Annotated in this window: 11 protein-coding genes; 6 read left to right on the top strand and 5 right to left on the bottom strand. The window is 67.5% G+C overall.

Translation table 11 applies throughout. From position 1 onward, the window contains the following. Positions 1-168 precede the first annotated feature (168 nt). The 6 genes from OKA11_RS14125 (at position 169) to OKA11_RS14100 (ending at position 8,319) form a co-directional block, all read left to right on the top strand. A complete protein-coding gene (locus OKA11_RS14125; protein WP_267221354.1) occupies positions 169-1,026 on the top strand; it encodes a hypothetical protein in 858 nt (285 codons plus the stop codon). Beyond that, complete coding sequence (locus OKA11_RS14120; protein ID WP_267221352.1) at positions 1,026-2,132, top strand: anhydro-N-acetylmuramic acid kinase; 1,107 nt, start codon at positions 1,026-1,028, stop codon at positions 2,130-2,132. Before OKA11_RS14125 ends, OKA11_RS14120 begins: the two co-directional genes overlap by 1 nt. Before the next feature lie 129 nt (positions 2,133-2,261). Next, on the top strand, positions 2,262-4,988 hold the full coding sequence (locus OKA11_RS14115) for a TonB-dependent receptor domain-containing protein (protein WP_267221350.1): 2,727 nt from the start codon (positions 2,262-2,264) through the stop codon (positions 4,986-4,988). A 111-nt stretch (positions 4,989-5,099) separates the two neighbouring features. Further along, positions 5,100-6,665, top strand: coding sequence for a sodium:solute symporter (locus OKA11_RS14110; protein ID WP_267221348.1), 1,566 nt, complete (start codon positions 5,100-5,102; stop codon positions 6,663-6,665). Between the two features lie 28 nt (positions 6,666-6,693). Then, on the top strand, positions 6,694-7,584 hold the full coding sequence (locus tag OKA11_RS14105) for an N-acetylmuramic acid 6-phosphate etherase (protein ID WP_267221346.1): 891 nt from the start codon (positions 6,694-6,696) through the stop codon (positions 7,582-7,584). Between the two features lie 6 nt (positions 7,585-7,590). Continuing rightward, a complete protein-coding gene (locus OKA11_RS14100; protein ID WP_267221343.1) occupies positions 7,591-8,319 on the top strand; it encodes a GntR family transcriptional regulator in 729 nt (242 codons plus the stop codon). A gap of 42 nt (positions 8,320-8,361) precedes the next feature. On the opposite strand, the gene OKA11_RS14095 is transcribed toward OKA11_RS14100, so the two are convergent. From OKA11_RS14095 to OKA11_RS14075, 5 genes are read right to left on the bottom strand one after another with little or no spacing between them, the layout of a single operon-like run. Next, positions 8,362-9,561, bottom strand: coding sequence for a polysaccharide biosynthesis/export family protein (locus tag OKA11_RS14095; protein ID WP_267221341.1), 1,200 nt, complete (start codon positions 9,559-9,561; stop codon positions 8,362-8,364). After that, positions 9,558-10,865 (bottom strand): glycosyltransferase family 4 protein, encoded by a 1,308-nt coding sequence (locus OKA11_RS14090; protein WP_267221338.1) that lies wholly within the window; start codon positions 10,863-10,865, stop codon positions 9,558-9,560. Before OKA11_RS14090 ends, OKA11_RS14095 begins: the two co-directional genes overlap by 4 nt. Further along, positions 10,862-12,358, bottom strand: a complete 1,497-nt coding sequence (locus tag OKA11_RS24630; RefSeq protein WP_323748325.1) for an ABC transporter ATP-binding protein — start codon at positions 12,356-12,358, stop codon at positions 10,862-10,864. Before OKA11_RS24630 ends, OKA11_RS14090 begins: the two co-directional genes overlap by 4 nt. Further along, positions 12,355-13,188 carry an ABC transporter permease gene (locus OKA11_RS14080; RefSeq protein ID WP_267221336.1) on the bottom strand — a complete coding sequence of 278 codons (834 nt, stop codon included), beginning with the start codon at positions 13,186-13,188 and terminating at the stop codon, positions 12,355-12,357. Before OKA11_RS14080 ends, OKA11_RS24630 begins: the two co-directional genes overlap by 4 nt. After that, entirely contained in the window at positions 13,188-14,363 is a 1,176-nt protein-coding gene (locus OKA11_RS14075; RefSeq protein ID WP_267221334.1) for a hypothetical protein, read from the bottom strand. The genes OKA11_RS14080 and OKA11_RS14075 overlap by 1 nt, the downstream gene beginning before the upstream one ends. Between the last annotated feature and the right edge of the window lies 1 nt (position 14,364).

Raw genomic sequence — 14,364 nt, 5'->3', positions numbered from 1 at the left:
CTGGTGCGCTTAGGTGCGTTTCAGGTGTGGTTAGGGTCATGCTCTGAGAGATACCACTTTCACCTTTCGACACAAGTGGCATTAAAGTGGTTTTATTCTTCCCGGCTGCATGATACCGGTCCGGTGTTCCGAATGGGCTGCATGAGAGTCGCAAGCTGGGAGAAGCCGATGCTCAGGATCGAGATTGCCGCCTCCGATGGCCAGGGTCGTGTCCACGGTGGCATCAACGAGGATTGCGTCGGCCATCACGGCAATGCGGCCTGGGTGATCGACGGGGCGACCGGCATTGGCCCCAGGCTGCTCGATGCGCCCAGCGACGCCTTCTGGCTGGCGCAAAAGGCCAATGCGCTGCTGGCTCAAGGGCTGGCGGAAAGCCCGGATATTCCGACGGTGGAACTGCTGCGGCAGGTCATGCGTCAATGCGGCGAGGCGCTGGGCCGTGAGCAGCTCGGCCCGGCGGCAGCGGCGCATGAACATCCCTCGGCGGCTTTCGCGATGGTGCGGGTGATCGGCGGCGAGGCGGAGATCACGACGCTCGCCGATTGCCGCGTGATCGCGCAAGACGGTCAGGTTTTCGGCAGTTCGGCGCTCGATGCCATCGAGGCGCGCACGATAGCGGCGATGCGGCAGATTCTGGCCGAGGAGGGCGAGATCGCGCCCGAGGCGCTCAAGCAGCGGCTGATGCCGGGCCTCATCGCCAATCGGCAATTGATGAACCGGGTGAATGGCTATTGGGTGCTCGGCACCGAGCCGCGGGCGGCGGATCATGTCTGGCAGGTGCGCTTCCCGGTCCGGCCGGGGCAGCGTTTCGCTCTGGCCAGCGACGGTTTTCTGCGCCTTTTCGAAGTGTTCGATGCGGCGGAGCCCGCCGATCTGCTCGCCATTTCCGGGGCGCAGGACTGGGCGCACTGGCTGGCGCGGCTGCGCGCGCTCGAAAGCGCACCGGAATCCCTGCGCCAATTCGCGCGGGTCAAGCGGCACGACGATGCCAGCCTTGTCATCTGTAGTTGGGAGAATGACGGCTGATGCTGGTCATGGGGTACATGAGCGGAACCTCGCTCGACGGCGTCGACGTGGCGCTGGTGGAAACCGATGGGGAGCGGATCGCGGCCTTCGGGCCCGGGGCGATGACCGCCTATTCGGCGCCGGAGCGGGATGCGCTGGAAAAGGCCACGCGCGATGCGCTGGTCTGGAACGGGTATGGCGCAAGGCCGCACTCGTTCGCGCTGGCGGCCGAAGTGATCGAGGCGGCGCATCTGCGCGCCGGTGAGCTGGTGATCGCACGGGCCGGGCGCAGGCCCGATCTGGTCGGTTTCCATGGGCAGACGCTGCTGCACCGACCCGAACGGCGGCTGTCCGTGCAGATCGGCGATCCGCAGGTATTGGCCGATGCGCTGGGCGTTTCGGTGGTTGCGCAGATGCGGCAGGACGATCTGCTGGCGGGCGGGCAGGGGGCGCCGCTGGTGCCCGCCTATCATGCCGCGCTGGCGGAGCGGCTGGGCCTTGCGGGACCGATCGCGTTCCTCAATCTCGGCGGCGTGGCGAACCTCACGTGGATCGGCGCGGACGGTTCGCTGGTGGCGTTCGACACCGGGCCGGGCAATGGCCTGATCGACCAGGTGGTGCAGGCGCGCGGCGCCGGTCGCTATGACGAGGGCGGGCGGATCGCGGCGGCGGGCACGGTCGACGCGGCGGTGCTGGCGGCGCTGCTGGAGCACGAACATTTCCGGGGATCGGGTCCGAAGTCGCTTGACCGTTACGATTTTCCGCTCGAATGGGCGGGCGCCCGTTCGCTGGAAGATGCGGCGGCGACGCTGACGGCGTTCACGGCGGAAGCGGTGCGGGCGTCGCTGCGGTTGCTGCCCGCGCCCCCGAAGGTGTGGATCGTGTGCGGCGGCGGGAGCCACAATCCCACGCTGATGCAGGCGCTGCGCGCGCGTCTCGGCGATTGCCGGACGGCGGACGAGGTCGGCCTGCGCGGCGACTATGTCGAGGCCGAGGCGATGGCCTTCCTGGCGGCGCGCAGCCTGCGCGGATTGCCGCTGACCTACCCCGGCACCACCGGGGTCGGGCGCCCGCTCACCGGCGGGGCGATCTGGCGGCCGGACACGGCTCTGGCCGGAGTGGTCTGAGAACTTCTCCAGAAAATATTACCAATAAAATACCAGCGCTTTACATATCCCATACAGGTATGCATGGTGCAAAAATGTGCCGGGGCAACGCACTCCGGCGCCAGGGAAACGACAATGAGGAAGTCAAAAATGGTTAAGTTTCAAAGGACCATGGTCGCCACCACAGCGCTGGCGATTGCCCTGTCGCAGGGCACGGCGTTCGCCCAGTCCGCCGATTCTGCCCCCGCCGACGATACCAGCGCCGCCGCCGAAATCGTCGTCACCGGCACCCGAATCCCCGTGGCCGGCCTGACTTCCAGCAGCCCTGTCGTTTCCACCGGCGAGCAGCAGATCAAGCTGCAGGCGGCGCTGACGGTGGAGGACTTCTCCACCAAGCTGCCCCAGCTTTCCGGCGGTGTTCGCCAGGGTTCGCAGGGCAGCGACGCCTTCGGCGCCCAGGTTCTCGAACTGCGCAACTTCGGCCAGAGCCGCTCGCTCGTCCTCATCGACGGCACCCGCGCCACGCCGTTCAGCTTCCGTAACTCGGCCGACGTCAACTCGATCCCCGCCTCGCTGATCAAGCGGGTCGACGTGCTGACCGGCGGCGCGGCCGCGGTCTACGGCGCCGACGCGGTGGCCGGTGTCGTCAACTTCATCCTCAACGACGATTTCGAAGGCATGCGCGGCACCGCGACGAGCCGCCTGTCCCAGCATGGCGGCGCACAGTACGGCGGCTCGCTGATGGTCGGTACCGGCCTTGGCGATCGCGGCCACATCGTCATCGCGGCGGACTACACCCAGCGCGACCTCATCCGCGCCGGCCAGCGCGACTGGGCGGAAACCCCGAACCAGACGATCCCCAGCATCGGCGGCGTCTTCACCGACGTGGCGAGCGGCCGCAAGTTCGGCTTCACCGACAGCGGCGCGTTCACCACCAACCCGTCGGCCACCTCGAACATCTCGAACCGCTATCCGCTGGTCTCGCCGCTCAAGCGCATCAATGCCGCGGCGCTGTTCAAGTACGAGATCACCCCGCAGATCGAGGCCTATGGCCGCGTGATGTACAACAATTCGCGCACCCAGGAGACCGGTACCCCCGGCGCCACGCCGGTTTCGGTGAACCGCACCGTCTCGATCAGCGAGAGCAACCCCTACCTCACCGACGACATCCGCAACCAGCTGACTTTCGTCAACGGCGCGGCGCAGGTGAACGTCTCGCGCTCGCTGGCCGAACTCGGCCTCATCAACTACGAGACCGAGCGTAACACCCTGCAGGTCCAGACCGGCCTGCGCGGCCCGCTGACCGGCGCCACCAAGTGGAACGTCTACGCCCAGTACGGCCGCTCGACCGAGCACACGCTGATCACCGGCGACGGCCTCGTCACCAGCTCGACGGGGGCCAACAAGTTCGATTCCATCGTCAACAGCGTCAACATCTTCGGCCCCAACCAGAGCGGGATTGCCGAGGCGCTGGGCAGCTCGATCGAAGGTTTCGACCGCAAGCGCGACCAGTTCGTGACGGCGGCGACCTTGAGCGGCACGCTGGAAGAGCTGTTCTCGCTGCCGGCCGGCCCGATCGGCTTCGCGGTCGGCCTCGAGTATCGCCGCGAGACGGCCAGCATCAACCAGGACACCGCGCTGCTGACCGGCAACACCTACCGCCAGGGCGTGCAGTCGGCCTACAGCGGCGACTTCGACGTCAAGGAACTCTACGGCGAAGTGCTGGTGCCGGTGCTGCGCGACCTGCCGCTGATCCGCAAGCTGGACGTGGGCGGCGCCTATCGTCTGTCGGATTACAACATGTTTGGCACGCACGGCACCTGGAAGGTCGAGGGCAACTGGGAAGTCGACGGCAACCTGCGCCTGCGCGGCACCTACCAGCGCGTCCTGCGCACGCCGAACTTCGGTGAGTTCGCCGCCGGCATGTCGTCGCTGCCGTTCAGCAACCTGGTGACCGTCGACCGCCTCAAGCCGCGCTATGGCGGCGATCCCTGCGTGCTGGGCACCGGCGATGCGGCCCAGTGCGCCCGCTTCGGCGCCCCGGCCGTGGGGTCTGCCAACTCGACTTCGGCCAGCTACCTGACCGGCAACTACTATTATGGCGGCAACCCGGACATCAAGCCGGAGACCGGCTACACCACCACGCTGGGTGCGGTGTTCACGCCGCGCTTCCTGCCGGGCCTCAACGTCACCGTCGACTGGTACGAGCTTGACCTGCGCGGCGCGGTGGGCGTGATCCAGCCGATCGCGGCGATCACCAGCTGCTACGTCACCAACCCGACCGCCAGCAATCCGCTGTGCTCGCTGGTGACCCGCAACGCCGATGGCACCTTCAAGGACGCCTATGTCAACAACCAGAACCTGGGACGCCTGCTCCAGCGCGGTTTCGACATCTCGGCCAGCTACACGCTGCATCCCGCTTTCCTGCCGGGCGAGGGCCTGCGCCTGAGCTATCAGGGCAACATCGTCACCTCGTACCTGATCCAGGCCAACTCGACCGTTTCGGCGGTGCAGTGCAAGGGCACCTTCGGCGCCACCTGCTCGAGCGACGGCACCACCCTGGTCCAGCCCGATTACCGTCACACCGCCGGTCTTTCCTGGCTGTTCGACAAGGGCGTGATCCAGTTCGACTGGCAGCGCATCGGCAAGGTCAAGTCGAGCACGGTCGGTTCGACCGAGACGATCTCGGCGCAGAACACCTTCGACCTTTCGGCCTCCTATGAGTTCACCGACGCGATCACCTTCAGCGCCGGCATCTACAACCTGTTCGACAAGAATCCGCCTTATGTGTCGACGGGCGGTGTCTTCAACACCTTCCCCGACACATACGACATCCTCGGACGCACGATCGGCTTCTCGCTGACCGCGCATATCTGAGGAAAACCCACCCTGCGCGGCGCCCGGTCACCCCTCCTCCTCCGACCGGGCGCCCGCTTTTTTGTCGGGCCCTGACCACCGGGTTCAGGGCCGGGTCCGGAGACGAGTTCGATGATGTTGCCTTTCACGACGGCGGACTGGCTGGTGATCGCCGGCTATCTGCTGCTGCTGCTCGCGGGAGGCTGGATCTTCACGCCGCGCAAGACCGAGTCCGCGCATGACTACTTCCTGGCAGGCGGCAGCGTCCCTGCCTGGCTGGCGGCGGTGTCGGTCCTCTCGGCCACGCAGTCGGCCGCGACGTTCCTGGGCGGGCCGGACTACGGCTATCACGGCGACCTTACCTATCTCAGCGGCAATATCGGCGGACTGATCGGCGCGATCTTTGTCGCCAAGGTGATGATCCCGCGCTTCTACGCGATCAAGGCGACCACCGCCTACGAACTGCTGACCCTGCGCTTCAGCGCGAAGGCGACGCGCTGGGCGGGCGGCATGTTCCTGATCGGCCGTGTCTTTGCAGGCGGCGCGCGGGTCTATCTGGCCGCCATCGCGCTGGCCATGGTCATCACCGGCACGGTCGAGGCGCAGGGCATCATGATTGCCGCGGCGCTGCTGATCGTGGCGAGCGTGCTGTTCACCTTCGTCGGCGGCCTCAAGTCGGTGCTGTGGAACGACCTCATCCAGTTCGTGGTCTATCTGGGTTCGGCGATCGCGGTGCTGGTGTTCCTGCGGCTTTCGATTCCCGCCTCGACCGGCGAGATCATCCAGGGCCTCGCCCATACGCCCGAGGGCGTGAACAAGCTCAAGATCCTCGACTTCTCGCTTGATACCTCGCATCCGTTCTCGGTGCTGGCGATCGTGCTGGGGCTCTCGCTGCTCTACATCGCCAATTCCGGCATGGACCAGGACACCACCCAGCGCCTGCTCGCCTGCAAGGACGCCAAGACCGGTGCGCGCGGCCTCTATCTCTCGGTCTTCGCGACCGTGCCGGTGGTGGGCATGTTCATCGTCATCGGCCTGCTGCTCCACGTCTTCTACGACCGGCCCGACCTGATGGGCGGGGCCACGGCGGCAGCGGGCAACCAGTTCAGCGGTGAGAAGATCAGCATCTTCATGCACTACATTCTCACCCAGCTTCCCGGCGGGCTGCGCGGCCTTGTCACCGTGGGCATCTGCGCGGCGGCGGTGGCCACCACCAACTCGGCGCTCAACGCGATGTCATCGGTGCTGGTGCAGGACTTCTATCGTCCCTGGCGCGAGAAGCGCGGCGCTACTGCGCCCGAGCACCATTTCGTCTCTGCCGGACGGGTGGGCATGGGCGTGATCGGCGCGGCGATGTTCATCATGGCGGTCGTCTCGTTCTACTGGCAGCGCTATACCGACATGGGGCTGCTGGAGTTCGCGCTGCAGGTCATGGTCTTCACGTACGCGGGCCTGCTGGGCGTCTATTTCACCGCACTGTTCACCGGCCGGGGGACGACGGGTTCGGTCATCGCCGCGCTCCTGATCGGCTTTGTCACCATCCTGTTGCTTCAGCCGGGTATCGCCCATGCCATCGGCATGCCGGCCATGCTGAGCAAACTTTCGTTCCCGTTCCAGCTTTGCATCGGCACGCTTGTCGCATTCGTCGTTTGCGCGGTGCCTGCCGGATCGGGCAAACTCATGGCTCCGGCCGAATGACGATCCCGAAATCGGGAACAAGGATATCATGAACACTGAAGCGCTCGACGCCCGTTATCTCGATCTCGACCTCTGGCCGACCGAACTGGCGGTGGAGGCCATGCTCGAAGGGCAACTGGCCGCCATCGCCGCCGTCCAGTCGCAGACCGCCGCCATTGCCGCTGCGGCCGATGCGGCCGCGGCGCGGCTCGGGGATACCGGGCGACTGGTCTTTGCCGGTGCCGGCACCTCCGGCCGACTGGCGGTGCAGGACGGCACCGAACTCTACCCGACCTACAACTGGGGGCCGGAGCGGCTGGTGTTCCTCATGGCCGGGGGCTCCGGCGCGCTGACCGAGGCGGTCGAAGGCGCGGAGGACGACGGCGAGGCCGGGCGGGCCGCCGTCGTGCAGGACGCGATCGGCCCTGACGACGTGGTGATCGGCGTCGCCGCCAGCGGCCGCACGCCTTATACCCTCGCCATCATCGAGCAGGCGCGCGCCGCCGGAGCGCTGACGATCGGCGTGGCCAACAATCCGGGTTCCGCGCTGCTCGAAAGCGCCGAGCACGGGGTGCTGGTGAAGACCGGCAGCGAGGTTGTCGGCGGGTCCACGCGCATGAAGGCGGGCACGGCCCAGAAGGCGGTGCTGAACCTGCTGACCACCGCGATCATGATCCGTTTGGGCCTGGTCTATCAGGGGCGCATGGTGGCGATGCGGATTTCCAATGCGAAGCTCTTGCAACGCGGCAGAAACATGGTCCAGGATATTGCCGGGGTAGAGGCCGATGCCGCAGAGCGCGCACTGGCGGCGGCGGACAACGACATCCGGCTCGGCGTCATCGTCGCGCTGGGCGTGCCGGTGGCGGAAGGCAAGGCAATGCTCGATGTGCACAAGGGCAATCTGCGGCGCGTGCTGCAGGTGCTCGAAACGCGGGACTGATCGACGATGCGTGACATTGCCTGGACCCGCAGCGAGGAGGGCACGCCCCTCTACCTGCAACTCGCCCGCAGCCTGCGTGAGCATATCAACAGCGGGGCGATCGATCCGGGCAGCGCGGTGCCATCCGAGCGCGAGCTGAGCGAGATGGCCGGCCTCTCGCGCGTCACGGTCCGCAAGGGCATCGAACAGCTGATCGGAGAAGGCGTGCTGGTCCGCAAGCAGGGGTCGGGCACGTTCGTGGCCAAGCGGATCGAGGCGCCCGGTGCGCGGCTCAGCAGCTTCAGCACCGATGCCCGTCTGCGCGGCGAGGATCCGGGCGTCGTGTGGATCTACAAGTCCTATGCCCAGCCGACCGAGGAAGAGGCCGCCGCGCTCGACGTGCCGGTGACGGCGCGGGTGGCGCGGCTTGGCCGCGTCCGCCTGTCGGGCGGCGAACCGCTGGCGATCGAACATGCGGTGATCCCGGCCGAGTTCATGCCGGATCTCGATAGCCTGGGGGACTCGCTCTACAAGGCGCTCGATGCCCATGGTTTCTGTCCGACGACGGGAACCCAGCGCGTCCGCGCCTCGCTGGCGACGCCGACCGAGGCGGGCATTCTGTGCGTGAAGCAGAATTCCGAAGTCCTGCGCATCGAACGCACGACCCGCATTCCCGACGGGCGCATCGTCGAGTTCACCCGTTCGGTCTATCGCGGCGACCGCTACGAGTTCGTGACCGACCTCAAGGAACTGTGAACGCGTCCGCCCGCCGGGGGCCCCGGCGGGCGGACGCGGGTCTCAGTTGACCGAATTGGTCACGGCGACGACCGAGAACGCCGCGCTCGATACCGTGTTGATGAACTTCTGCAGGTCGACCGCGGGGGCATTCGAGACGAACAGCACATCGCGGTCCTCGATGGTGAAGTCCTGCGCCAGGAACAGGCTCTGCGCCTGCGACATGTCGAGGCGGTAGATCACCGGGACCTTGCCTTCGCGCGTGCGGCGGGCGGTTTGGGCCATGGCCGGGGCAAGCGCGGCGGGGTCTTCGAGACGGAACACGAAGACGCCGCGGACATTGGCCTGCTGGTCGATCAGCCCGCCGACCCGGCCGAGCGCCTGTGCCAGCGAGAGGCCGCCGCCCTCGAAGGGCACTTCGGAACTCCGGCTCACCGCACCCAGCGCGATGAAGCTGTAGGGCTGGAACATCACGGTCAGCACGTCGCCCGGCTGGACGATGATGTTCTGCTTCGGATCGCGCACGACCGTGTCGAGCGGCATGCGCGCCACCATGCCGCCGCGGGCGATCTGCAGGGTGGTCTTGCCGACCGGCTGGCGCGGGCCGCCGCTGCTGGCGATGATGTCGAGCAGGCGCTCGCCGCGCGCGGTCAGCGGCACCCGCCGGCTGGCGCCGACTTCGCCCAGCACGGTGACCGTCCGCGCCTCGTTCTGGACGAGGCGCACGACGACCTGCGGATCGTGGGCGCGCCCCTTGAGGCGCGCGGCGATGGTGCGCTCCACCTGGGCCGGCGTGCGGCCGAGCACCGGCACCTGGCCGACGAAGGGAATGGTCACGGTGCCGTCCTCGCCCACCATCTGCTGCGGGATCGCCGCGCCCTGGGCCACGGCCATGCCGGTCTCGACCCGGGCGCTGCCGAACAGCACCGCCGGCGGTGCTTCCCAGACGCCGATGTCGAGCACGTCGCCGGTCCCGATCACCGTGCCGACCGGCGTGCCCGTGCCGAACAGGTCGGAGAAGTGCCGCGACTGCGCGTAGTCGCGGGCCCGCCCAATCACGGCATCGCTGAGGTCGACGACGTGGATGTCCGCGTCGGCCTGAGTGGTCTTGCCATGTGCCGTCTTGCCCGCGTCCGTGATCGCGCCGGTGGACGGGCCGGAACTGCCGAAGCTGGCGCAGCCCGACAAGGCGGCAAGGCTCAGCGCCACGGCGGCGCGGTGCAGGAGCAGGGCCGCACGGCGGCGGTTTGCGGGGACTGTCACAGGAACCTCCGGTAGAGTTCGTCAAGGCGGGCGCGATAGGCCTCGGGCGCGAATTTCTGCGCCTGGATGAGGCCCCTTCGGCTCAGTTCCGCGCGCAAGTCGGCATCGGCGCACAGTGTGCGGATGCCCTGGCAGATCGCGGCGGTGTCATAGGGGTCGACCATCAAGGCGGCCTCGCCCGCGATCTCGGGCAGCGAGGCGGTGTCGGAGCAGAGCACCGGGGTGCCCAGCAGCATCGCCTCCAGTGCGGGCAGGCCGAAACCTTCGTAGAGCGAGGGGAACAGCACCCCGCGCGCGCCGCGGATCAGGGTGACCAGCATGGGGAAGGGCACATAGGGCAATTGCACCACGCGTTTGCGCGCCTTTTCACCCAGCTTGCCCTTCTGGTTAAGGACCTGGAGTTCCTGCTCCGACTTCCACGCCTGCGCGCCGATCACCAGCAGCGGCACGTCGACCTGGCTGGCGAGATAGGCTTCGAGCAGGCGGCCGATGTTCTTCTTGGGTTCGATCGAGCCCCAGAACAGCAGATAGTCGCGGTAGCCAAGGTCGGCAAAGCCCTCGACCTCGCGGGCGACCTGATCCTCCGGCTTGTCGCGCAGCGCGGCGGGGATGTCGACCGACTGGTAGGTATTGGTGATGCGTTCGGGCGCAATGCCGGCAATGTCCACGAGATCGCGTTTCGAACACTCGGATACGGTAACGAAATGGTCGGCGCTGCGGTCCAGCTTGCGGATCAGCCGGAGGTAGGCGCGCTTGTCGTCGAGCGTGGTGTAGGGCAGCCGCAGCGGCACCATGTCGTGCAGCGTGTAGATGTTGGGCCGCCCGGCCAGCCGCAGCGGCATCGGGTAGGTCCAGTGCGCGAGATCGGGCATTTCGGGCGGTTTGATCGCCGACGGCTGGCCCCACAGCTTGAAGGCGCTCTGGGCGCGGCGGAACACGTCGGGGGCGTTGAACACGCGGTCGTAATGGGGAAGCCTGGAGGCAAATGTGCGGGTGACGACCTTGCCGGTGGTCGGCACCGGACGCGCGGTCTGCCCCAGCGGCCCGCGCAGGGCATAAAGGCACTGCTCCAGCGCGTTGCCCCACTTGCCGGGATGGCGCTGGGCGTCGGTATCGAAGAACGAGACCTCGCGCAGCAGCGGGTCGGCGGACATGTTCGAGCGGTTGCCGTAGAGCACGGCGACCTCGTGGCCGATGCGGCCGATCTCCTTGCTGAGGTTGCGGGCATAGGTGGCGACGCCGGTGCCTTTCTGGAGGCTGAGGTTGTAGCCGTCGATGAGGATGGTGCGGGGGCTTGCGGTCATGACTTGAACTCGGGTGTTTGCGCCTGTTGCAGGGCCGCCTGTTGCAGGGCCGCCTGGGCCAGCGGCCAGTCGGCGAAGCCACCGGCGGCAAGGAGGTGCCGCCAGGCATCCTCCATGCCGGTGATCGCCTGCGCGGCGGCGACCATGCGGGGCAGGTCGGCGGGCGCGAAGGCGACGGCGCAGAGCGTGCGGATCCATTCCTCGCTCCCTCCGGTGGCTTCGCCGCTCTCCTCACCGGCGGCTTCGCCGCCCTGCGTGCCGCGGGTCGCGGCCGCAGCGCGAGGATCGCCGATCATCGCGGCCAGCAGCGCGTCGCACGTGGCATGGGCGCGCAGCAGCCGGGCGCGGTCGCCGTCGCCGATCCCGATCGCGGGATCGCAGAGCCACACGGCGCGGGCAAAGAGGTCGATGTCCGATTGGCCCGGCGCCTGCCCCGCCACCTCGCCCTTGCGGTAGCGCCCGGGCGGCGCGGCATCGATGTCCAGCCCCTGCTGCGCCATGACGAAGGCCAGGTGCTCTGCCACGTCCTGCACCGGCTCGCCCAGCGCGCAGGCGGTGCGGTAGGAAATCTCGGCGCGTTCGAACAGGCCCTGTTCCTTGCTGACATGGCCGTGCTGCACCCAGTAGGAGCGCTGGTACGGATAGAGTGCGAGGGCGGCGGCATAGCGCCCGGCCGCCTCGGCCCAGGCCCTGGCGTCGCGGCGCCAGTCGCCTTCCATGACCAGTGCGCGGAAGCGATCGTCCTGCAGCGCGCGGTGCTGGGACACCTCGATCAGGGCGCTGCGGCCCGGCGCGATGCCATGGCCCGGCAGCGCGGGCACGCTGACCTTGCGATTGCTGAGGCCGATGTGCTCGCGGAAGTCCTCGTAGGCTTCGTCGAAGTCGTCGTAGTGCGCGAGCTTGCCCTTATGGAGCACCGCAAAGCGGTTGCAATGGTCGCGCACATAGGCGGCATCGTGGGAGATGATGACCATCGCCCGGTCGCCGCGCTTGCCGAACAGTTCGTGGTTGCAGCGGTCATGGAAACGCGCGTCGCCCACGGCGCCGATCTCGTCGATCAGGAAGCAGTCGAACTCGATGATCATCGAGATCGCGAAAGCCAGCCGCGCGCGCATGCCTGAGGAATACGTGCGCACCGGCTCGCGCAGATAGGCGCCGAGTTCCGAGAATTCCTCGACGAAGGCGAGGTTGCGGGCAAAGTCCTGATCGTAGATCCGGCTGATGAAGCGGATGTTGTCCACCCCGGTCAGCATCGTCTGGAACGCGCCGCCGAACGCGAGCGGCCAGGAGACCGACATGGTGCGTTCGATGCGGCCGGAAGTCGGCCGCTCGGCGCCGCTGATCAGGCGCATCATGGTGGACTTGCCCGCGCCGTTGCGGCCGAGCACGCCCAGCCGCTCGCCCATGTGCATTTCAAGGCCGATCCCGTCGAGCACGACATTGTGCCCGAAGCGCGTCCGGTAGACCTTGCGGACGTCGGTGAGGCGGATCATTCGGGCACCACCCGGGCCGAGACCCAGCGCACCGCCAACAGGCCCGCGAGCGTCAGCACGAGACTGAAGGGGATCACGTAGGCGAGATCGTAATGGGCATGGGCGCGGGTGCCGAAGTAGCCCTCGCGCACGATCTCGGTGCCGTGGACCATCGGGATGTAGAGCACGTAGTCCTGCGCGATCTTGGGCAGGGCGTCGACCATGAAGGCGGCGCCGGACATCGGGAACAGCAGGTAGGAGAAGGGGTGCCACAGCTTGTCGACCAGCTCGCTCTCGTGCGAGAGCGCGCCCAGCGTGACGGCCAGCGCGCCGCCGAACCAGGCGATCAGCAGCCAGCCGCCGGCCACTTCCAGCACGTTTTCGGGCGGCTTGAGCCAGCCGACCGAGATGAACAGCAGGCTGAGCGTGGCGAACGAGATCGTCGCCCCGCCGAATTCGAGGATGACGCGGGCGGCATAGATGTCGAACACGCGGATGTTGCGGTGGTAGAGCAAGGACAAGTTGCTCCACAGCGCGCCGATGCAGCGCCCCGGCATGTTGCGCCAGAGCAGGACGCTGGAATAGCCGGTGAGCGCGAAGGCGACGATCGGCAGGTCGCTGCCGTGGACCGACTTGGTGGCGGTCCACAGCGCGGTGACACCCAGCGTGAACATCATCGGTTCGACGAAAAGCCAGAGAAACCCGATGTTGTGGCGCCCGTAGCGGGTCAGCATCTCGCGGATCAGCAGGGCACCGAGGACGCGCCGCTGGATGCTGAGGCTCTGCCGCAGCGACGGTTGCTGGGGGGCGTGTTCCGCCCTGTCGGTGCCGGTTTGCGCTGCGCCGGCCATCAGTCGCGGTGCTCGCGAATGCCGACCAGCAGCGTCGACAGCACGCCCCAGGCGATCAGGCCGAGCAGCAGCGTGGCGAAGATGCCGATCACGCGGCGCGGCTCCATGGCATAGTCCGGCGTGCTCGGATCGGCGATGCGCTGCACATAGGCGCGCTTGCGGCTGGCGTCGTTGCGCGCGTCCTGCAGCGAGGCGAGCGCGGTGGCGAGCTGCTTGCCGGCGATCTCGCTGTCGAGCTGCAGTTCCTGATAGCGCGCGGCGGTGGCCGAGAGGGATTTGCGGCCACCGGCGATGCCGCTGGTCTGCTGGTCGATCTCCGTCTGCAATGCGCGTTCCTGCGTGCGCAAGTAGGGGATCTGCGAGGCCTCGGGGGTGTAGCTCTGGAGCTGGCTGAGCTGGGTGCGGACCGAGAGCAGTTCGTCCTGCAACTTGGAGATCATCTGCAGGCGGACTGCGGCTTCCTTCTCCGGGTCGATCACGCCCGCGTCGTTGCGATAGGCAGCCAGCGCGCGGGCGGCGCTGCGGGCGCGCTCCTGCGCCGCGTCCGCTTCGGCCTTCGCGGCGGCGACGGCATCCGCCCGCGCGCGGTCCGACAGGCGGTTGACCAGCGCTTCGGAGCGTTCCAGCAGGCGTTCGTTGATCGCGTGCGCCTGTTTCGCATCGTAGGCCCGCACGGTGAGGTAGACCACTTGCGTGGTGGTCTCGTTCTCCACTTTGACGCGCTTCAGGTAGTATTCGTAGAAGTGCTCGCGGTCACGCTTGCCGCCCAGGCCGAAACGGTCGAACCAGAAGATCGCGGGCGCGGAATAGGCGCGGGTCAGCAGGCCGTCGCTGTCCGCTTCCTGCAAGGCCAGGCGCGAGCCGAGGTATTCCTGCACGGCATTGCTCTCCTCGCTCGCCGCGCTGAGCCCGCTGCCGCCCAGCATGAGGCCGAGCGGGGACATGCTGCTCTTGTTGGCGCTGCGCACCACGAAGCGCGATTCCGAGATGTAGACGTCGCTGGCGAAGACGCCGAAATAGAGGATCGCCAGCAGCGTCGGGATCAGGACGGTGCACAGGAAGATCGGTTGGCCGAGTGTTTTCAGGCCGGACTGGAGGCGGGACAGCGCGGTATCCTTCATCGTCGAACGGGGGGGCAGGGGATCGTACGCGGCTTGCGAGGTCAGGGTGTCCATG

Source organism: Novosphingobium clariflavum, assembly GCF_026420865.1.
GTDB classification, from domain to species: Bacteria; Pseudomonadota; Alphaproteobacteria; order Sphingomonadales; family Sphingomonadaceae; genus Novosphingobium; species Novosphingobium clariflavum.
This window is presented reverse-complemented; position numbering and strand designations above follow the sequence as displayed.

Bases quoted from the DNA above. Each gene is read 5' to 3' on its own strand.
- OKA11_RS14125 (WP_267221354.1), top strand. From the start codon at position 169: ATGCTCAGGATCGAGATTGCCGCCTCCGATGGCCAGGGTCGTGTCCAC.
- OKA11_RS24630 (WP_323748325.1), bottom strand. From the start codon at position 12,358: ATGATCCGCCTCACCGACGTCCGCAAGGTCTACCGGACGCGCTTCGGG.
- OKA11_RS14100 (WP_267221343.1), top strand. From the start codon at position 7,591: ATGCGTGACATTGCCTGGACCCGCAGCGAGGAGGGCACGCCCCTCTAC.
- OKA11_RS14090 (WP_267221338.1), bottom strand. From the start codon at position 10,865: ATGACCGCAAGCCCCCGCACCATCCTCATCGACGGCTACAACCTCAGC.
- OKA11_RS14075 (WP_267221334.1), bottom strand. From the start codon at position 14,363: ATGGACACCCTGACCTCGCAAGCCGCGTACGATCCCCTGCCCCCCCGT.
- OKA11_RS14120 (WP_267221352.1), top strand. From the start codon at position 1,026: ATGCTGGTCATGGGGTACATGAGCGGAACCTCGCTCGACGGCGTCGAC.
- OKA11_RS14080 (WP_267221336.1), bottom strand. From the start codon at position 13,188: ATGGCCGGCGCAGCGCAAACCGGCACCGACAGGGCGGAACACGCCCCC.
- OKA11_RS14115 (WP_267221350.1), top strand. From the start codon at position 2,262: ATGGTTAAGTTTCAAAGGACCATGGTCGCCACCACAGCGCTGGCGATT.
- OKA11_RS14105 (WP_267221346.1), top strand. From the start codon at position 6,694: ATGAACACTGAAGCGCTCGACGCCCGTTATCTCGATCTCGACCTCTGG.
- OKA11_RS14110 (WP_267221348.1), top strand. From the start codon at position 5,100: ATGATGTTGCCTTTCACGACGGCGGACTGGCTGGTGATCGCCGGCTAT.